The following is a 19,090-nucleotide window of genomic DNA, read 5'->3' on the forward strand; positions in this document are numbered from 1 at the left end:
TCGCCCGCCCCGTGGGTCACGGGGCGGGCGAGAGGGTCGTGCCGTGCTCAGGCGGTGACGGGACCGCCGGAGGTGACGCGGCGGTGTCCGCGCTTGCGGCGCGGCGGCGCCTCGTCGGTCCCGGACGCGTCCGCGGTCGTCACCGGCTCGGGCGCGGCCTCTGCGGCGGGCGGCTGCTCGGGTGCGGCCTCTGTGGCGGGCGGCTGCTCGGGTGCGGCGGTCTGCCCGGCGCCCGACTCCGGTGCGGCAGCCTGCTCGGCGGAGGGCTGCTCCGGTGCGGACGCGGACGCGGACTGCTCCGGTGCGGCGGCCTGGTCGGACGCGGACTGCTCCGGTGCGGCGGCCGCCTCGGCGGCGGACTGCTCCGGTGCGGACTCCCGACGCGACGCGCTCCGCCTGGACCGACCGCGCTTGGCCGGTGCGGCCGTCTCGGCCGCACCGTCGGTGTCGGTGGGGGCGCTCTCCTCCCGTCCCGCGGGCAGCGCGGCGGCGAGCGCCTCGAGGGAGGCGCGGACGTCGTCGGCGGCCTGGGTCGACTCGACCGAGGCGTCGTCGGCGACCGGTTCGTTGGCGGCCGCGTCCTCGGTGCGGGCGCGGCTCCCCCTGGGCGCCCGCCCCCTGGCGGACGCCCCGCGCTCGGGTGCGGAGTCCTCGGCGGGGGCCGTGCCCTCGCCGGGTGCCGCGGCCTCCGCGCCCTCGAGGGCTGCCGGTTCGTCGCCACCCTCCTGGTGAGCCTGCGCTGCTGCTGCCGCAATGGTGGCCAGGGTGGCCTTGACGGCCTCGCGAGCCGCCACAGCGTCCGGGTCGTCCGACGGCGCGACGACGGGGGTCTCGGCCGGGCGGGAGCCGCCGTTGCGCTGCTTGCGGCGGCGCCCCTCTCCGTCACCGGAGGAGCCCTTCTCGACGGGGTGGTCGTGGACGACGTACCCGCGGCCGCCGCAGTGCTCGCACGGCTCGCTGAAGGCCTCGACGAGGCCCTGGCCGACGCGCTTGCGGGTCATCTGGACCAGGCCGAGCGACGTCACCTCAGCCACCTGGTGGCGGGTGCGGTCGCGGCCCAGGCACTCGACCAGGCGGCGCAGGACGAGGTCCCGGTTGGACTCGAGCACCATGTCGATGAAGTCGATGACGATGATGCCGCCGATGTCGCGCAGCCGGAGCTGACGCACGATCTCCTCGGCGGCCTCGAGGTTGTTCTTCGTCACCGTCTCCTCGAGGGTTCCCCCGGAGCCGACGAACTTGCCGGTGTTGACGTCGACGACCGTCATCGCCTCGGTGCGGTCGATGACCAGCGAACCGCCCGAGGGCAGGTAGACCTTGCGGTCCATGGCCTTGGCGAGCTGCTCGTCGATGCGGTGCTCGGCGAACACGTCCGCGGAGTGCGTCCAGTGGTGCATGCGGTGGGCGAGGTCCGGGGACAGCTCGCGCACGTACGTCGAGATGGTGTTCCACGCGCCGTCACCGGAGACGACGAGCGAGCCGAAGTCCTCGTTGAAGACGTCGCGGACCACGCGGACCGCGAGCTCGGGCTCACCCTTGAGGAGCACGGGCGCGGACTTCGCGGACTTCGCCTTGGCCTCGATGTCCGCCCACTGGGCGGTGAGGCGCTCGACGTCGGCGCGCAGCTGCTCCTCGGTGGCGCCCTCGGCGGCGGTGCGGACGATGACGCCCGCGCCCTCCGGGACGATCTCCTTGAGGAGCTTCTTCAGGCGGGCGCGCTCGTTCTCGGGGAGCTTGCGCGAGATCCCCGTCATCGCACCGGAGGGCACGTAGACGAGGTACCGGCCGGCGAGGGTGACCTGCGCCGTGAGCCGGGCGCCCTTGTGGCCGATCGGGTCCTTGGTGACCTGGACGAGCACGGGGTCGCCGGAGGACAGCGCCTGCTCGATGCGGCGGGGCTGGCCCCCCATCCCGACGGCGTCCCAGTTGACCTCACCGGCGTACAGGACGGCGTTGCGCCCCTTGCCGAGGTCGACGAAGGCGGCCTCCATGCTCGGCAGCACGTTCTGCACCCGGCCGAGGTAGACGTTGCCGACCATCGAGCTCTGCGTCTCCTGGGCGACGTAGTGCTCGACGAGCACGCCGTCCTCCAGGACCGCGATCTGGGTGCGACCGTCGCGCTCACGCACGACCATCGCGCGGTCGACGGCCTCCCGGCGGGCGAGGAACTCGGCCTCGGTGATGGTGTTGCGGCGGCGACCGGCGTCGCGTCCGTCGCGCCGGCGCTGCCGCTTCGCCTCGAGACGGGTCGAGCCCTTGAGCGCGGTGATCTCCTCGCGCGCGGCGCGGCCCTCGCGAGAGGTCGCCGAGCCGTCGTCACCGCGGCCGTTGCCGCCGCCGCTGCTGCCCCGGCGCCGGCGCCGACGGCGGCGGCTGCTCGTCTCGTCGTCCTCGGAGTCGGTCGAGTCGCTGGAGTCGTCGTCGCGCCTGTCGGTGGAGGCCGGAGTCGCCTCTGCGGCCGGCTCGGCGCTCTCGTCCTCGCTCGAGTCGTCCTCGCCGCTGTCGGAGTCCTCGCGGTTGCCTCCGCGGTTGCGACGGCCGCGGCCGCCGCGACGACGACGGCGACGCTGGCCGCCCTCGCCGGTGCTCTCGCCGGTGCCGTCCGTGCTCTCGCCGGTGTCGTCCGTGCCCTCGTCCTCACCGGAGCCCGAGGTGTCCTCGGCCGGCTCGGCGGTGCGGGTGTCGTCGGCCTGCGGGGCCGGAGCGGTCTCCTCCGGTGCGGCGGCCGGTGTCTCCTCCACCCGTGCACGCGGCGGTCCCGCCTCGGCCCGCACGCGGCGGCGGGCGCGGCTCGGGTCCGGCGCCTGGAAGAGCAGTGCGGTGGCGGGCAGGCGAACGTCCTCGACGTCCTCCTCCTCGTCCTCGTCCGTGACGGGCTCGGCGGCCTGGTCGGCCGCGCTGAACGCCGCGAGGACGTCGATCTTCTGCTCGGGGTTGCGTGCCGGGCGCTTGCGGCCGCTCGGCTGGGGGGCGGCCTGCTCGTCCGCGGCGTCCACCGGCTCGGTGGTCTCCGCCTGCTCGGTGGCCTCCGCCGGCTGCTGCTCGGGCGCCGGCGTGGCCTTGCTCCGGCTCGAGCGGCTCTTCACCGGCCGGCCCGCGGCCGGCGCGTCCTGCTCGGTGGCGGCCGGTGACTTCGCCCGGCTGCGCGTGGACCGGGCCTTCGCCGGCTGCTCGGCCTCGGCGGCCGCGGTCGCGGTGCCGGAGTCCGCCGCGGGAGTCGTGTCGGGCGCCTCGCCCTGCGTCGTGTCGGCCGGGGCACTCGTGCTCCGCGTGGACCGGCGCCGCTTCGGCGCCGCCTTGGCGGGTGCCTGGTCGGTGTCGGCGCCGTCGGTCGCGCCGGCGGAGGCCGTGGCGGGTGCCTGGTCGGCGTCGGCGGCGGAGGCCGTGGCGTCGCCGGTCGTGGCCCCGGTGCCGGCGGCCCCCTCGGCGGCGAGCTGCTGAGCGGTCTCGGTGGCGGTGCCGGCCTTGGCAGCGGCCGGCTTACGGGCGCGCGGCGCACGCTTGGCCGGGCGGGCGGCCGGCTCGGCAGCGGGCGCGCCATCTGCCGTCGTGTCGGTGGAGCCGCCGGGTGTCGTGGGGTCGGCAGCGCTGTCGGCCACCGCCTCGGCGGCCGTCTCGGTCGCGGCGTCGGCGGCCGCCGGCTTGCGGCTGCGGCTCGCACGCTTGCGGGGCGCCGGTGCGGACTCCTCCTGCGGGGCGGCCGCGGACTGCTCGGCGGGCGAGCCCTCCTGGGCCGCAGCCTTCGCGGCGGCGGTCTTGCGCGGTGCCCGCTTGCGAGGCGGCGCCGTCGTCGGCTCGGCGCTCGCGTCCGGGGCGGCGGCCTGGTCGGCCGTCGCGGGCGCCGACGTGGCCTTGGTGACGCGCCTGCGCTTCGGCTGGTCCGCGGGCTGCACTGCGTCTGGTGTCGTAGTCATGGACGTGTTCCTCGCCGTGGTCGTCGTCCACACCGTCGACGCCTCGGTCGGTTCGTCGTCGTCGGCGGTCGCCCACGACGGAAGTCATTTGTCACGGCCGGGCTCCGCAGCGTTCGCGTCACTCGGACGGCGGCGGCGTCCCAGGCACCGCCTGCACGACCCGGAGGACGTACGGCGAAGCACCTTGCCGCTTCAGCAGCAACGCACTCACCCGGATGGTGAGGCGGCGCGAAGTCGAGGCAAGTACCTGTTTCGTCGTCGGGCCGGTGAACGGGGTGTGGACCTGTCCCCCAACCACGACGAGTATCGCACAGCGCACCCCGGCGAGCGCGGACGACACCCTGGTGCGTCGTCGGGACCTTGGTCCCACACCGCTATTTCCCCTGATTCCTACGGTGTTGCCGTGCCCTGCGCCGGGCGCGGTACATGACGGAGGAGACCGACGGTGGAAGCGCTCGACCTGGCCCGGTGGCAGTTCGGAATCACGACCGTCTACCACTTCGTCCTCGTGCCGCTGACGATCGGGCTGGCCCCGCTCGTCGCCATCATGCACACCGCCTGGCTGCGCACCGGAAAGGCCCACTGGCACCGGCTGACGAAGTTCTTCGGCAAGATCCTGCTCATCAACTTCGCGCTCGGCGTGGCCACCGGCATCGTCCAGGAGTTCCAGTTCGGGATGAACTGGTCGGAGTACTCCCGGTTCGTCGGTGACATCTTCGGCGCGCCACTCGCCGTCGAGGCGCTGGCCGCGTTCTTCCTCGAGTCGACGTTCCTGGGCCTGTGGATCTTCGGCGAGGGCAGGCTGCCCAGGTGGCTGCACAACGCGTGCATCTGGGCCGTTGCCGTCGGCTCCTCCCTGTCGGCCTACTGGATCCTGGCGGCCAACTCCTGGATGCAGCACCCGGTCGGTGCCGTCTTCAACGAGGAGACCGGCCGCGCCGAGCTCGACGGCGTCGCCGGCTTCGTCGAGGTGATGACCAACAACACCCTCCTCGCCGCGTTCGCGCACACGATCACCGCCTCCTTCCTCGTCGCCGGCACCTTCGTCGCCGGGATCTGCGGGTGGTGGCTCGTCCGCTCGGCCCAAGCCGGCCGCGCCGAGGAGGCCCGCGACATCTGGCGGCCCGGCGCCTACGTCGGCCTCATCGCCATGGTCGTCGCGGGCCTCGGAGTCATCGCGAGCGGCGACGTCCAGGGCAAGCTCATGTACGAGCAGCAGCCCGGGAAGATGGCCGCGGCCGAGGCGGTGTGCAACGGCGGAGAGGGCGTCGGCTTCTCGCTGCTGTCCGTGGGCATCCCCGGCAGCAACGACTGCGAGGACATCAACCACATCCTGGAGATCCCGTACCTCACCTCCTTCCTCGGCACCGGCAGCTTCACCGGTGAGGACAGCTACCTGCCCGGAGTCGCCGACGTCCAGCGCGAGCAGATGGAGCTCTACGGGAGCCTCGACAGCGTCGACGAGGACACCGAGCTCTACCCCAACCTCTTCATCTCCTTCTGGAGCTTCCGGCTGATGATCGGGCTCGCCGTCTTCTCCGCCGCGCTGGCCCTCGCCGGGCTCTGGCTGCTGCGCAAGGGCCGGATCACCGACTCGACGTGGTTCTCCCGGCTGTGCCTCGTCGCGCTGCCCATGCCCTTCCTCGCCTCCAGCTTCGGCTGGATCTTCACCGAGATGGGCCGCCAGCCGTGGGTCGTCCACCCCAACCCCGCCAACCCGGTCGACCAGGTCATGCTCCTCACGACCGACGGCGTCTCCACCGTCGTCTCGCCCGGCACGGTGCTCACCTCGCTGGTCGTGTTCACCCTGCTGTACGCGGCCCTGGGAGTCGTGTGGTTCCGCCTGATCCGCCGTTACGTCCGGGAGGGCGTCCTCCCCGTCGAGGAGTCGACGGCGGACGACGAGCAGCCCGAGCCGACCCTGTCCTTCGCGTACTGACCGAGGAGCCTGACCGTGGATCTGCCCCTGCTGTGGTTCATCCTCATCGCCGTCCTGTGGACGGGGTACCTCGCGCTCGAGGGCTTCGACTTCGGCGTCGGGATGCTCCTGCGCACCTTCGCCCATGACGAGAAGGAGCGACGCGTCCTGCTGCGCACCATCGGCCCGGTGTGGGACGGCAACGAGGTGTGGCTACTCACCGCCGGCGGCGCGACCTTCGCCGCCTTCCCCGAGTGGTACGCCACGATGTTCTCCGGGATGTACCTGCCGCTGCTCATCATCCTCGTCGCGCTGATCGTGCGGGTCTGCGCCATCGAGTGGCGCGCCAAGATCAACGACCCCCGATGGCGGGACCGCTGGGACTTCGCACTGACCTTCGGGTCCTGGGTGCCGGCCGTCCTGTGGGGCGTGGCCTTCGCCAACCTCGTCCAGGGCACCGAGATCGAGCTCGTCGACGGCACCCACCAGCTCACGGGCGGGCTGCTGTCCCTCCTCACGCCCTTCACCCTGGTGGGTGGCCTCGTCACGCTGGGCCTGTTCCTCACCCACGGCACGATCTTCGTCGCGCTCAAGACCGCCGGGCCGATCCACATCCGCGCCGTCCGGCTGGCGCACCGGCTGTCCATCGCCTCGGGCGTCGTGGCCCTCGTGTGGGTGCTGTGGGCGCAGGCGCTGCACTCGGTCAACGCCTTCTCCCTCATCCCGGCCGTCGTCGCCGGCGCCAGCCTCATCGGCGTCATCCTCGCCACGCGCAAGGCGCGGGAGGGCTGGGCCTTCGCGCTCCACACCGTCGGGATCGTCGGGGCGGTCGCCTTCATCTTCAGCGCGATGTTCCCCTACGTCATGCCCTCCTCCCTCGACCCGGCAGCGTCGCTGAGCATCGCCGACGCCGCGGCCACGGACGCGACGCTCACGGTGATGAGCATCGTGGCCCTCGCCTTCGTCCCGGTGGTGCTGGGCTACCAGGGCTGGACCTACTGGGTCTTCCGCAAGCGCGTGTGGGTGAGCGACATCGTCGGGGACGAGGGGCTGCACCCCACGGACGAACGCAGCCTCGAGACGGCCGGCGGGCCGGCCACGGGCCGGGACTAGGTGAAACCGCTCGACCCCCGGCTCCTCCGGCACGCGCGCTCGGCCCGCCGCTACATCGCGCTGACGACCGGCTTCGGGATCACCTCCGCCGGTCTGGTCGTCGCGCAGGCGCTGCTCATCGCCGGTGCCGTCGCGCCGGTCGTCGACGGCGACGCGGGGTGGGCGCAGGCCGCCCCGCTCGTCGTGTGGTTCGCCGTCCTCGCGGCGGTCCGCGTGCTCGTGACGGTCCTCCAGGAGTCGCTCGCGCACCGGGCCGCCGTCGACGTCGTCGCCGAGCTCCGCGCCGGGGTTCTGGACCGCGCCGTGGCGCTCGGTCCCCGGGGCCTGAGCGACCCGAGCGAGCTCGTCACCCTCGTCACCCGGGGCCTGGACGACCTCGAGCCGTACTTCGTGCGCTACCTGCCACAGCTCCTGCTCGCCGCCACCCTCACCCCGGCGACGCTCGTCGTCATCGCCGGCCTCGACCTCGGCTCGGCGGCGATCGTCGCCCTCACCATTCCCCTCATCCCGGTGTTCATGTGGCTCATCGGGGTGCTCACCCAGCGGTTCGCCGCGGACAAGCTCACCGCGATGCAGCGGCTGGGCGCCCAGCTGCTCGACCTGCTCGCCGGCCTCGCGACGCTCAAGGCACTCGGCCGCGAGCGGGGGCCGGGCGCCCGGGTGAGGGCACTGGGCCGCGCCTACACGCGCGCGACGATGAGCACGCTCAAGGTCGCCTTCCTGTCCGGTGCCGTCCTGGAGTTCCTCGCCTCCATCGCGGTGGCCCTGGTCGCCGTGACGATCGGGATGCGGCTCGTCTACGGCCACATCGACCTCGCCACCGGCCTCGCGGTCCTCATGCTCGCGCCCGAGGCCTACCGCCCGATCCGGGAGGTCGGAGCCCAGTTCCACGCCTCCGCGGACGGTCTTGCCGCCGCTGAGCAGGCCTTCGCGGTGCTCGAGCGCCCGCTGCCGGCGGCCGGGGACCGTCCCTGCCCCGCCGTCGGCGGTCTCGTCCTCGACGGCGTCACCGTCGCCGCGCCGGGCCGCGACCTGCTCGCCCCCGCCGACCTCTCCGCCAGCGTGCTGCCCGGGCGGGTCACCGCGCTCGTCGGCCCCTCGGGTGCAGGGAAGACGACGACGGCGATGCTCGCCGTCGGCCTCCTCCGCCCCGACTCCGGCCGGGTGCTCGTCCTCCCGGCCCCCGCCGGGCCGCAATCTCCCACCGCGCCACCTTCCTTCACGCCACCGGCCGGATCGTGTGCAGCCGCCGCCGTCGACCTCGCGACGATCGACCCGGCGTCGTGGCACGCGCAGGTGACCTGGGTCCCCCAGCGTCCGGTCCTCACGCCGGGGACCGTGGCCGAGGCGGTGCTCGGCGCCGACGGCGAGGTCGGCGAGCGCGAACGCGCTGCCGCCCGGGCCAGCGGCCTCGACGAGGTCCTCTCGACGCTCCCGCTCGGCTGGCGCACACCCATCGGGCACGGCGGCACCGGCCTGTCCCTCGGCCAGCGCCAACGTGTCGCCCTCACCCGCGCTCTGCTGGACCCCGCCCCGCTCGTCGTCCTCGACGAGCCGTCAGCACACCTGGACGCCGCCGCGGAGCAACGCGTGCTCGACGTCGTGACGGCACTGCGGGACGCGGGGCGAGCGGTGCTGGTCATTGCGCACCGCCCACGGCTCATCGCACTCGCCGACGACGTCGTCGAGGTTCGGACCGCCGCGACGGCTGCGGGTGACTCGTCGGGCACCACCCGGTCCCGTCCCGACGCGAGCCGGAACGAGGACCCGGAGACCACCGCGCTGAGCGATCGCGCTGCCGGAGGTGGGCACGGGTGAGCCGCTCCCTCCTGCCCCTCACCCCCGCCGAGCGGCGGGCACTTCGTCGTGCCGTGGACCTGCTCGACCTCGACCGGTGGCGGTTCCTGCTCGCCGTGCTGGCCGGCACCGCCGGTCTCGGCAGCGCGGTCGCGCTGTCGGCCACCGCCGCCTGGCTCATCGCGCGCGCGTCGCAGATGCCGCCGGTGCTCGAGCTCGGTGTCGCGTCGGTCGCGGTCCGGACCTTCGGGATCTCGCGCGGGCTCATGCGCTACGTCGAGCGACTGGTGTCCCACGAGGTCGCCCTGCGCGGCATGGCCACGCTGCGCGAGCGGGTCTACACGACGCTGGCCGACGCCCCCACCGACGTCGTCTCGGGGCTGCGCCGCGGGGACGTGCTCGCCCGCACGGGCGCCGACGTCGACGCCGTGGGTGACGTCGTCGTCCGCGGGCTGCTGCCGGCTGCCGTGGCGGCCGCCGTCGGCGTCGGGACCGTGACGCTCGTCGGGTGGCTGCACCTGGGCATCGGCGCGGTCCTCGCCGGGTGCCTGCTGCTCGCGGGTGTCGTGGGGCCGCTGCTGAGCATGCGGGCCGCACGGCTGGACGAGCTCGCGCAGCTCGAGGCGCGCACCGAGCTGTCGGCCGGGGCGATGACGATGGTCGAGGGAGCCGCCGAGCTCACCGTCTCCGGCCGGCTCCCGCAGGCACGGACCGCCCTGGCTGTCACCGAGCGTCGCCTCGCCCAGGCCAAGGACACCGCGGCCCGACCCGCCGCCCTGGCGGCCGGCATCGACAACCTCGCGATGGGGCTGGCCGTCCTCGCAGCCCTCGTCCTCGGTGTGCGGGCGACGGCAGCCGGGACGATGGAGGCGGTCGAGCTCGCCGTCGTCGTCCTCACCCCGCTCGCGGCCTTCGAGGGGACCGCCCTGCTGGGGCCCGCCGCGACCCAGCTCGTCCGGTCCGCGGGGGCGGCCGTGCGGGTGACCGAGCTCCTCGACCGGGCACGCGCTGCCGGAGGCGCCACCGCGCGCACGGCCGGCACGGCCGGCACGGCCGACACGGCCGACACGGCCGGCACGGCCGACACGGCCGGCACGGCCGGCACGGCCGGCACGGCCGGCACGGAGGAAGGTCAGCGAGCTGGCACTCGGCGTGAGGAGGTGGCGGGAGCCGGCAAACAACCCCGCTCTCGGCGCGAGGGGGTGGGCGCACCCCGGACACAACTCCGCTCTCGGCGCGAGGGGGTGGGCGCACCCCGGACACAACTCCGCTCTCGGCGCGAGGGGGTGGGCGGCCCGCCCGCGTCGTCGCTGCTGCGGGCGCGGGGGTTGGCGGTGGGGTGGCCGCGGAGCGGGGTCGTGGCGAACGGGCTCGACCTCGAGCTGCGTCCGGGACGCAGCGTCGCCGTCGTCGGCCCCAGCGGTATCGGCAAGACCACGTTGCTCCTCACCCTCGCCGGCCTCATCCCCGCACGCGGCGGGGAGGTGCTCCTCGGGGGCACACCGGTGAGCGAGCTCGACCGACGCAGCGTGAGCGACGCCGTCGTCCTCACGGCAGAGGACGCCCACGTCTTCGCCACCACCGTGCTGGAGAACCTGCGCGTCGCCCGCGGCGACGTCGACGAGGCCGAGGTCGTCGACCTGCTCGGCCGGGCCGGCCTCGGGACCTGGCTGGCGGGCCTGCCCGACGGCGTCCACACGCTCCTCGACCCCGACGCGACGTCGATCTCGGGCGGGGAGCGACGTCGCCTGCTCCTCGCCCGGGCCCTCGCCAGCCACGCGCCACTCCTGCTGCTCGACGAGCCCGGGGAGCACCTCGACACCGCCACCGCGGACCGCCTCATCGCTGACCTCCTCCGTACGCGGGACTCCGGCCGCGGCGTGCTGCTCGTGACGCACCGGCTCGCCCCGCTCGCCGCCGCGGACGAGGTCGTCGTGCTCGGGCCGGGCCCGGGACCGGCTACCGTGCTCGCACGAGGCCCTCACGAGTACCTCCTGGAGACGCTGCCCGCCTACCGGTGGGCGGTGGAGCAGGAGGAGGCGTGAGGGCGGACGAGCGAGGAAGGAGTGCCATGCCGGACCGTGAGGCGCGCGCCAGGCTGCTGGGCGCCGCGATCGGGCTCACCGCGAGCCTCGACCTCGACACCGTGCTCAAGGGCTTCGTCGACAGCGCCACCGGCCTCACCGGAGCCCGGTACGGGGCCCTCGCCGTGCTCGACAACCGGGGTGACACCGCCACCTTCGTCCAGCACGGCGTCGACGAGGAGACCGCGCGCAGACTCGGGCACGCCCCGCACGGCCACGGCATCTTCGCCCACATCCCCAACGAGGGCCACCTCCTCCTCGAGTCCATCACCGACCACCCCGCCTTCGGCGGCTGGCCCGGGCCGCACCCGCACATGGACGGGTTCCTCGGGGTTCCCGTACGCATCCGCGAGCAGGTCTTCGGCCGCCTCTACCTGGCCGACAAGCCCGGCGGGTTCACCGAGGACGACGCCCGCGCGATGGAGCAGCTGGCGTCCGCCGCCGCCGTCGCCGTCGTCAACGCCCAGCGCTACATGGACGCGCGGGACCGCGAGCGCTGGGTGGCCGTCAGCCAGGACATCACCACGCGCCTCCTCAGCGGCACCGAGGAGGAGGAGGCACTGGAGATGATCGCCGCCAAGGTGCGGGAGGTCGCCCGCGCCGACGCCGCCATCATCGTGCTCCCGTCCGTGGGCGACACGTGGATGTGCGAGATCGCCGACGGTGTGGGCGCCGAGGACGTCATCGGCGCCGTCTTCCCTCCGCACGGCCGCGCGCGCACCGTGCTGGCCAACGGGGTCGGGATGATCGTCGACTCCATGTCCCGCGCACGGTCGATGCGTGTCCCCCAGCTCAGCCGCTACGGCCCGGCGCTCTACGCCCCGATGATGGCGCAGGGCACCGGCCTCGGCGTGCTCATCCTCCTCCGCCTGCAGGGCGGCACGGAGTTCACCCCAGCGGACCTCGAGGTGGCCGAGGCGGTCGCCGCCCAGGCCGCCGTCGCGCTCGAGCTCGCCGCCGCACGCCACGCCCAGGACGTCTCCTCGCTCCTCGAGGAGCGCCAGCGCATCTCCCGCGACCTCCACGACCTCGCGATCCAGCAGCTGTTCGCCACCGGCATGCAGCTGGAGTCCGCGCGGCAGGCCGCCGCGTCCGACGAGGGCACCGCCTGGATCGCCGGCACCCTGGAGTCGGCGCTCGGCAGCGTCGACGAGAGCGTGCGCCAGATCCGCTCGATCGTCCACTCCCTGCGGGAGCCCGACGAGGCCGTCGGGCTGGTCGAGCGGCTGCGGCGGGAGGCGTCCCTCGCCCGCACCGGCCTGAGCTTCGCGCCCTCGCTCCTCATCTCCGTCGACGGGCAGCTCGTGCGCGACGACGCAGACGACCTCACCGGCGCCGGGCTCGCCGCCTCACCCGCCGAGCTGCTCGACGCCCGGGTCGACGACGACATCGCCGACGACGTCGTCGCCGTCGTCCGCGAGGGCCTGGCCAACGCCGCCCGTCACGCGCGCGCGGCCTCGGTGCAGGTGCGGGTCGGCGTCCGCGGGGCAGGCTTCACCGGGCGCGTCTCCGTCGAGGTCGAGGACGACGGCGTGGGCGTGGACCGCAGCTCCACCCGCCGCTCCGGCCTGGACAACCTGGCCGTCCGGGCCCGCCGGCACGGGGGGACCTTCTCCCTCGGCCGGAGCGACTCCGGCGAGGGGACGCTGCTGTCCTGGCAGGTGCCGCTGGGCTGAGCCGGGTGCCGCCGCCCCGCGGTCGAGGTATCTTGACATCGAGATACCCGATCGGAGGAGCCGCGATGCCGAGCTGGGACCCCGCGCAGTACGCCCGGTTCGCCGACGACCGGGGCCGCCCGTTCCACGACCTCCTGGGCCGCGTCGGCGCCCGCGAGCCGCGCGCGGTGGTCGACCTCGGCTGCGGCACCGGTGAGCTCACCGCGAGCCTGCTCGACCGGTGGCCGGACGCACAGGTCGTCGGTGTCGACTCCTCCCCGGAGATGGTGGCCGCGGCTCGCGCCGTGGCCCGGGGCGCGCCGGCCGGGACGCTGCTGGTCGAGGAGGCGGACCTGCGCGACTGGGTGAGCCGACGTGACGAGGCGAGTTGCGACGTCGTCGTGAGCAACGCTGCGCTCCAGTGGGTCCCGGACCATCTCGAGCTGCTGCCGGCACTGGTGCGCCTGCTCGCACCCGGCGGGTGGTTGGCCGTGCAGGTCCCCGGCAATCACGGGAGCCCGAGCCACACGATCCTCCGCGACCTGGCGGCCGCCGCACCCTGGGCGCCGCACGTGGCCGACGTCGTACGGCGGCCCGACTTACCCGGGCCGCAGGACTACCTCACGGCGCTGAGCGCCCTGGGGTACACCGTCGACGTGTGGGAGACGACCTACCTGCACGTGCTGACGGGCCCCGACCCGGTGTGGGAGTGGATGAGCGGTACCGGCGCCCGGCCAGTGCTCCAGGCCCTGCCCGCGGACCTGCGCGAGGAGTTCGCCGCGGCCTACCGGGCACGGTTGCGTGAGGCCTACCCGCCGCAGCCGTACGGGACCGTGCTGCCCTTCCGCCGGGTGTTCGCCGTCGCCGGCAGGGACTGAGGCCGGGACCTCAGCTGCTGCGCCAGCCCTTGGCGCGCTGGCCCGCGACCCAGGCCGCGACCTGGGTGCGCCGCTGCAGGCCCATCTTCGCCAGCAGGGCGGTGATGTGGTTCTTCACCGTCTTCTCGGCGACGCCGAGCCGCTCGCCGATCTCCCGGTTCGACAGACCGTCACCGATGAGCTCGAGGACGCGCCGCTCGGAGGGCGTGAGGTCGGACGTCGGGTCGTCCTGGTCGGCCCGGCGGCGGGTGACGGTGCGCTCGTCGAGCAGCGTCCGGCCCGCGGCCACGGCCTTGATGACCTCGGCGATCTCCGCGCCGCGGACCGTCTTGAGGAGATAGGCGCGGGCGCCGGCCTCGAGGGCCTCGGCGAGGGCGTCGTCGTCGTCGAAGGACGTGAGGACGATGGCGCGGGCCTCGGGCACCGTCTCCCTCAGCTGGGTGATGATGTCGATCCCGGTGCCGTCGGGCAGTTGGAGGTCGACGAGGAGGATCTCGGGACGCACGAGCTGGGCGCGCCGCACCGTCTCGGCGACCGACCCGCCCTCGGCGACCACGGTCAGTCCTTCGGCGCGGTCGACGATCTCGGCGATGCCGCGGCGCACCACCTCGTGGTCGTCGATGATCATCACGCGGATGTCGCGCGGCCCGGTCGAGTTCTGCGTGTTCACGCCCCCGACCTTAGCCTTTCCGTCGATCACGGTGGCGGCGCCGTGCCCACCACCGCACGTACCCTCGCCGGGTGACCATCTCGGAGACCGAGCCCGCCGCCGTCGTCGTCCGCCGACTTCGGGACCAATTCGACTCCGGCGTGACCAAGCCGCTGTCCTGGCGACTGGCGCAGCTGGACGGGCTGAGCGCGATGCTCAGGGGCCACGCGCGTGACCTCGAGGAGGCGCTGGCGGCGGACCTCGGCAAGTCACCGACGGAGAGCCGTCTCACGGAGACGGGCGTGCTGCTCGAGGAGATCAGGCACACGCGCACGCACCTACGGTCGTGGCTCGCGCCCCGGCGGGTGAGCGTGCCGTGGCAGTACCAGCCGGCGCGGGCCTCCGTCGTCCTCGAGCCGCTCGGGGTCATGCTCGTCATGGCCCCCTGGAACTACCCGGTCTTCCTGCTCCTCGGGCCGCTCGTCGGTGCGCTCGCCGCGGGGAACACCGCCGTGCTCAAGCCGTCGGAGCTGGCCCCGCGGACCGCCGAGGTGCTCGCGCGGCTCGTGCCCCGGTACGTCGACGGCGTGGAGGTGCTCACCGGTGGTGTCGAGCGGAGCACCGAGCTGCTGCGCGAGCGCTATGACCACATCGTCTACACCGGTGGCGGCCGGGTGGCACGCATCGTCATGACTGCCGCGGCGCAGCACCTCACCCCCGTCACGCTCGAGCTCGGCGGGAAGTCCCCGGCCTGGGTCGACGGGACCACCGACCTGCAGGCCGCCGCGCGACGGATCGCCTGGTCCAAGCTCGTCAACGCGGGCCAGACGTGCGTCGCCCCCGACTACCTCCTCGCGCCGCCCGACGTCGCGCGCGCCCTGGAGCCGCTGCTGTCCCGGGCCGTCACCCGCATGTACGGCAGCGACCCCGCTCGCAGCGCCGACTACGGACGGATGGTGTCCACCGAGCACGCCGCCCGGCTGGAGCGGCTGGTTGCGGACTCGGTCGCGGCAGGGGCGCGCGTCGTCGTCGGCGGCGAGGCGGACGTCGCCGAGCGCTACGTCGCCCCCACGGTGCTGGCGGACGTCGCGCCCGACTCCCCCGTCATGGCCGAGGAGATCTTCGGGCCGGTGCTGCCGATCGTGCCCGTGGCCGACCTCGACGCCGCGATCCGGCTGGTCCGCGCGGGCGAGAAGCCGCTGGCTCTCTACGCGTTCACGACCGACTCCGGCGCCCGGGAGCGCCTGCTGCGGGAGACGTCTTCCGGCGGGGTGGGCTTCGACATGCCCCTCGTCCAGGCCTCGATGCCCACGTTGCCGTTCGGCGGTGTGGGCGGCTCGGGCATGGGCTCCTACCACGGGGAGGCCTCGGTGCGGGCCTTCAGCAACGCCAAGCCGGTGGTCCGCAAGCCGCTGCTGCCGGACACGTTCGCGGCGATCCGGCCGCCGTTCACCGGGCTGCGTAGGGCGCTGGTGCGCCGACTGTTCTGACCGGCCCCGGGCGGTGCACACGGCCCGGGGCCGGTGCCGTGGGACCGGGGGCGGGCGCCGCGGGTGTCAGCGCGGGGCGCGTTGGCAGCGCGGGCAGAACGTCGAGGCGCGCCCCATGAACGCCTCACGGCGCATGAGCGCGCCGCAGCGGCGGCAGGGCTGACCGGCACGCCCGTAGGCGTCCAGGGACCGCGCGAAGTAGCCGCTCGCGCCGTCGACGTCGACGTACAGCGCGTCGAAGGACGTGCCACCTGCGGCAAGTGCCTCGCGCATGACGGCCTCGGCAGCGGCGAGGAGCTCGACGGCGGTGGCCTGGGTGAGCCTGTCGGTGGCCCGGCGCGGGTGCAGGCGGGCACGCCACAGCGCCTCGTCGGCGTAGATGTTGCCGATCCCCGAAACCAGCGACTGGTCGAGCAGGGCCCGCTTGGCCTCGGTGCGCCTGCCCCGGAGCCGGCGCGCGAGCGCGGCCACGTCGAGGGCCGGGTCGAGCGGGTCACGGGCGATGTGTGCGGCCGGACCCGGGAGCGCTGGGAGCGGCGAGCCGTGCCCGCCCGGGCCGTCGTCCGCCGTCGGGACGAGGTCGGCGACGAGCAGGTGCCCGAAGGTGCGCTGGTCGACGAACCACAGGCCGGTGCCGTCGTCGAGCTCCAGCTCGACGCGGAGGTGGCGTGCGGGGTCGGGTGGGACCCCGGGAGCGGCGGTGGGCGCGGGGGCGCCCGCAACAAGTCCGCTCTCGGCGGGAGGAGTGGCGGGGGCGGGGGCGGCGGCGGCTGCAACAAGTCCGCTCTCGGCGGGAGGAGTGGTGGGGGTGGGGGTGGGGGGCGACGGGGGGTGGACGAGGGACTCGGGCGCGGGGAGGGTGAGGGAGCTGGTGTCGCGGCGGACGAGGAGCTGGCCGCTCATGCCGAGGTGGACGAGCAGGGCGTCGCTCGCGTCGTCGTCGAGGAGCAGCCACAGGTACTTGCCGCGCCTGACCGCCGCGCTCAGCGTGCGGCCGGTGAGCCGCCCGGGCAGGTCGAGCCCGCCGCCCACGTGGCGGCGCACGGCGCGCGGGTGGTGGACCGTGACGGCGTCGACCCGCCGGCCCAGGACGTGACGGACGAGGCCGTCGCGGACGGTCTCGACCTCCGGAAGCTCAGGCACGGGGGCTGTCGGCCGGCTCCTCGGCCAGGAGCCGGGTGTAGGCGTCCTCGGCGGCCTCCTGCTCGGCGATCTTCTTCGCCGGGCCGGTACCGGTGCCGTAGTCCTGCTCGGCGATGACGACCGTCGCGGTGAAGCTGCGCGCGTGGTCCGGCCCGGTGCCGACCACCTGGTAGGTCGGCGCGGGCAGCCCGCGGGTGGCGACGAGCTCCTGCAGGCTGGTCTTCCAGTCGAGGCCGGCGCCGAGGGAGGCGGCCTTGCCCAGGAGGTCCGCGACGAGCCGCTCGATCATGGCGCGGGTCGACTCCAGGCCGTTGCACAGGTAGGCCGCGCCGATGAGCGCCTCGACGGTGTCGGAGAGGATCGAGTCCTTCTCCCGGCCGCCGGTGACGAGCTCCCCGCGGCCGAGCAGCACGAAGTCCCCCAGGCCGAGGTCCCGCGCCACGCTGGCCAGCGCCCGCTGGCTCACCGTGGCCGCCCGCATGCGCGCGAGGTCACCCTCGGACGTCTCCCCGTTCGCCCGGTAGAGCCGCTCGGTGACGACCAGCCCGAGCACCGAGTCCCCGAGGAACTCCAGCCGTTCGTTGGTCGGGATGCCCCCCGCCTCGTGCGCGAAGGACCGGTGGGTGAGCGCGAGGACGAGCAGCTCGGGGTCGATGTGGACGCCGAGCCGCTCGAGGAGGACCCCCACGTCGTCGCGTGCCGCTCCGGCCGCCACCTTCTTCCCCACGGTCAGCGGTCCTCCGTCCGCGACGGGTCCTCGGCATCGGACGGCTCACCCGCGTCGTCGGGCTCGAGCGCGGCCGCGAGCTCCGCCAGAGCGGCCCAGCGGGGGTCGAGGTCCTCGTGGGCGTGGTCGGCGGGCAGGTCGTCGAGGCGCTCGCCGCAGCCGGGGCACAGCCCGCGGCAGGCGGCGTCGCACAGCGGCTGGAAGGGCATCGCGGTGACGATCGCGTCGCGCAGCGTCGGCTCGAGGTCTAGCAGCTCGCCCTCGAGCTCCTGCATGTCCTCGGCCTCCTCGTCGCCCTCGGCCAGCGCGGCCGCACGGGCACCCGGGTAGAAGTAGAGCTCGCTCACGGGCACCGTCTCGGTCCCGGCGACGTCACGCAGGCAGCGCGCGCACTCACCCTTGACGTCGACGGTGGCCTCGCCGGAGACGAGCACCCCCTCCATCACCGACTCCAGGCGCAGGTCCAGGCGCATCGCGGAGTCGGGCACGACCCCCATGACGGCGGTGCCGAAGCCCTCCGGGGCACTGACCTCGCGTTCCACCGTGCGCATCGCCCCGGGCTGACGCGCGAGCTCGTGGGTGTTGATCACGAACGGCGATCGGGCATCCATGGTGTGCGCTCCTGGGTGTGAGTCGGGGACGCGCCGGGGGCGCGCCACAGCCGCTCCACGCTACCTCACGGCCCCGCGGGGTGGCGGGCCGAGCCTCAGTCGCGGGGTTCGCCGGTGTTCGCGAGGCGGTCCCGGCCGGCGCGCACCTGCTTGGTGATCGCGCCGAGGTCGATCTCGAACTGCGCGAGCTGCCGGTCGCAGTAGTCGTTCGCGTCCCGTGCCAGCTGCGCCGCCCGCTCCTCGGCGGCGACGATGATCTGCTCGGCCCGCTGGTTGGCGAGGTCGACGACGCTCTCGCTGCTCACCAGCCGCTCGGCCTGCTCCTCGGCCTCCTGCAGGATCCGCGCGGCGCGGTCGCGGGCGTCGGCGAGGACGTCCTCGGCACCGGTGAGCACGTCGTCGGCCGCCTGGATCTCGCTCGGCACGACCGACTTGGCGGCGGCGATGAGGTCCATCGCCTCCGCGCGGTTGACGAGCACGGAGGCGGACATGGGCATCGCGCGGGCCTCGGTGACGAGCGCGCTGAGCTCGTCGAGGATGGCGACGAGCGAGGCGCCGTCGTGGTTCGCGCTCTCCGGGCGGGGGTCGGTGCCGTCGGTGGTCATCGCTGTGCTCCAGGGTGAGGAAAGGCGTCGTGCAGGGCCCGCGCCACGGCGGGCGGGACGAGGTCGGAGACGTCGCCGCCGTGGCTGGCGATGTCCTTGACGAGGGAGGAGGCGATGTGGGCCAGCGCGCCGTCGCCGACGAGGAACATGGTCTCGACGTCGGACAGGTGCCGGTTCATCAGGGCCATCGGCTGCTCCGAGTCGTAGTCCGCTCCCCCGCGCAGCCCCTTGACGATCGCGACGGCACCCACCTCGCGGCAGTAGTCGGCGAGCAGGCCGTCGACGACGTCGACCCGCACGTCCAGGCCGTCGAGCGCGCCGCGGGCCAGCTCGACCCGCTGCTCGAGGTCGAAGAGGTAGGCCTTCGCCGGGTTGTGCGCGACGGCGAGCACGACCTCGTCGAAGACCCCGCGGGCGCGGCGCACGACGTCGAGGTGCCCCAGGGTGATCGGGTCGAACGAGCCGGGACAGACGGCCAGGCTCATCGCCGCTCCTCGTGGTCCACC

At 74.3% G+C, this 19,090-nt stretch carries 14 protein-coding genes; 7 read left to right on the forward strand and 7 right to left on the reverse strand.

Annotation, left to right across the window (positions count from 1 at the left end; translation table 11 throughout):
* Positions 1–47: 47 nt before the first annotated feature.
* The gene (locus tag VR894_RS10180; protein ID WP_324651270.1) at positions 48–3,914 is read right to left on the reverse strand and encodes an Rne/Rng family ribonuclease; all 3,867 of its coding nucleotides are present in this window, start codon (positions 3,912–3,914) and stop codon (positions 48–50) included.
* A 445-nt stretch (positions 3,915–4,359) separates the two neighbouring features.
* Between VR894_RS10180 and VR894_RS10185 the strand changes: the two genes are divergently transcribed.
* From VR894_RS10185 to VR894_RS10210, 6 genes are all read left to right on the forward strand, one after another.
* Positions 4,360–5,853: a cytochrome ubiquinol oxidase subunit I gene (locus tag VR894_RS10185; protein ID WP_324651271.1), complete on the forward strand. Its 1,494-nt coding sequence runs from the start codon at positions 4,360–4,362 to the stop codon at positions 5,851–5,853.
* Positions 5,854–5,868: 15 nt separating this feature from the next.
* Positions 5,869–6,945 (forward strand): cytochrome d ubiquinol oxidase subunit II, encoded by a 1,077-nt coding sequence (cydB, locus tag VR894_RS10190; RefSeq protein WP_324651272.1) that lies wholly within the window; start codon positions 5,869–5,871, stop codon positions 6,943–6,945.
* Positions 6,946–8,763 (forward strand): thiol reductant ABC exporter subunit CydD, encoded by a 1,818-nt coding sequence (cydD, locus tag VR894_RS10195; protein ID WP_324651273.1) that lies wholly within the window; start codon positions 6,946–6,948, stop codon positions 8,761–8,763. It abuts the gene before it with no gap.
* Positions 8,760–10,787, forward strand: coding sequence for an amino acid ABC transporter ATP-binding/permease protein (locus tag VR894_RS10200; protein ID WP_324651274.1), 2,028 nt, complete (start codon positions 8,760–8,762; stop codon positions 10,785–10,787). Before cydD ends, VR894_RS10200 begins: the two co-directional genes overlap by 4 nt.
* A 26-nt stretch (positions 10,788–10,813) precedes the next feature.
* The gene (locus tag VR894_RS10205) at positions 10,814–12,502 is read left to right on the forward strand and encodes a GAF domain-containing sensor histidine kinase (RefSeq protein WP_324651275.1); all 1,689 of its coding nucleotides are present in this window, start codon (positions 10,814–10,816) and stop codon (positions 12,500–12,502) included.
* A gap of 65 nt (positions 12,503–12,567) precedes the next feature.
* Positions 12,568–13,359, forward strand: coding sequence for a methyltransferase domain-containing protein (locus VR894_RS10210; protein ID WP_324651276.1), 792 nt, complete (start codon positions 12,568–12,570; stop codon positions 13,357–13,359).
* A 10-nt stretch (positions 13,360–13,369) separates the two neighbouring features.
* Here VR894_RS10210 and VR894_RS10215 read toward each other — a convergent pair whose 3' ends face one another.
* On the reverse strand, positions 13,370–13,987 hold the full coding sequence (locus VR894_RS10215) for a response regulator transcription factor (RefSeq protein ID WP_324651412.1): 618 nt from the start codon (positions 13,985–13,987) through the stop codon (positions 13,370–13,372).
* Positions 13,988–14,100: 113 nt separating this feature from the next.
* Here VR894_RS10215 and VR894_RS10220 point away from each other — a divergent pair, with 113 nt between their 5' ends.
* Positions 14,101–15,498, forward strand: coding sequence for an aldehyde dehydrogenase family protein (locus VR894_RS10220; RefSeq protein WP_324651277.1), 1,398 nt, complete (start codon positions 14,101–14,103; stop codon positions 15,496–15,498).
* A gap of 66 nt (positions 15,499–15,564) precedes the next feature.
* Here VR894_RS10220 and mutM read toward each other — a convergent pair whose 3' ends face one another.
* From mutM to coaD, 5 genes are all read right to left on the reverse strand, one after another.
* Positions 15,565–16,641 (reverse strand): bifunctional DNA-formamidopyrimidine glycosylase/DNA-(apurinic or apyrimidinic site) lyase, encoded by a 1,077-nt coding sequence (gene mutM, locus VR894_RS10225; RefSeq protein WP_324651278.1) that lies wholly within the window; start codon positions 16,639–16,641, stop codon positions 15,565–15,567.
* On the reverse strand, positions 16,634–17,368 hold the full coding sequence (rnc, locus tag VR894_RS10230) for a ribonuclease III (protein ID WP_324651279.1): 735 nt from the start codon (positions 17,366–17,368) through the stop codon (positions 16,634–16,636). The genes mutM and rnc overlap by 8 nt, the downstream gene beginning before the upstream one ends.
* 2 nt (positions 17,369–17,370) lie before the next feature.
* On the reverse strand, positions 17,371–17,979 hold the full coding sequence (locus VR894_RS10235) for a YceD family protein (protein WP_324651280.1): 609 nt from the start codon (positions 17,977–17,979) through the stop codon (positions 17,371–17,373).
* A 95-nt stretch (positions 17,980–18,074) separates the two neighbouring features.
* Entirely contained in the window at positions 18,075–18,584 is a 510-nt protein-coding gene (locus VR894_RS10240) for a hypothetical protein (RefSeq protein ID WP_324651281.1), read from the reverse strand.
* On the reverse strand, positions 18,581–19,069 hold the full coding sequence (gene coaD, locus VR894_RS10245; protein ID WP_324651282.1) for a pantetheine-phosphate adenylyltransferase: 489 nt from the start codon (positions 19,067–19,069) through the stop codon (positions 18,581–18,583). Before coaD ends, VR894_RS10240 begins: the two co-directional genes overlap by 4 nt.
* Positions 19,070–19,090: the final 21 nt, after the last annotated feature.

Origin of the sequence: Georgenia sp. H159, from assembly GCF_035607575.1 — a bacterium.
Taxonomy (GTDB): domain Bacteria; phylum Actinomycetota; class Actinomycetes; order Actinomycetales; family Actinomycetaceae; genus Oceanitalea.

What these genes read in the sequence shown, in the direction of transcription:
- VR894_RS10205 (WP_324651275.1), top strand. Translation starts at nt 10,814, where the DNA reads ATGCCGGACCGTGAGGCGCGCGCCAGGCTGCTGGGCGCCGCGATCGGG.
- VR894_RS10210 (WP_324651276.1), top strand. Translation starts at nt 12,568, where the DNA reads ATGCCGAGCTGGGACCCCGCGCAGTACGCCCGGTTCGCCGACGACCGG.
- VR894_RS10215 (WP_324651412.1), bottom strand. Translation starts at nt 13,987, where the DNA reads ATGATCATCGACGACCACGAGGTGGTGCGCCGCGGCATCGCCGAGATC.
- VR894_RS10235 (WP_324651280.1), bottom strand. Translation starts at nt 17,979, where the DNA reads ATGGATGCCCGATCGCCGTTCGTGATCAACACCCACGAGCTCGCGCGT.
- VR894_RS10180 (WP_324651270.1), bottom strand. Translation starts at nt 3,914, where the DNA reads ATGACTACGACACCAGACGCAGTGCAGCCCGCGGACCAGCCGAAGCGC.
- VR894_RS10240 (WP_324651281.1), bottom strand. Translation starts at nt 18,584, where the DNA reads ATGACCACCGACGGCACCGACCCCCGCCCGGAGAGCGCGAACCACGAC.
- coaD (WP_324651282.1), bottom strand. Translation starts at nt 19,069, where the DNA reads ATGAGCCTGGCCGTCTGTCCCGGCTCGTTCGACCCGATCACCCTGGGG.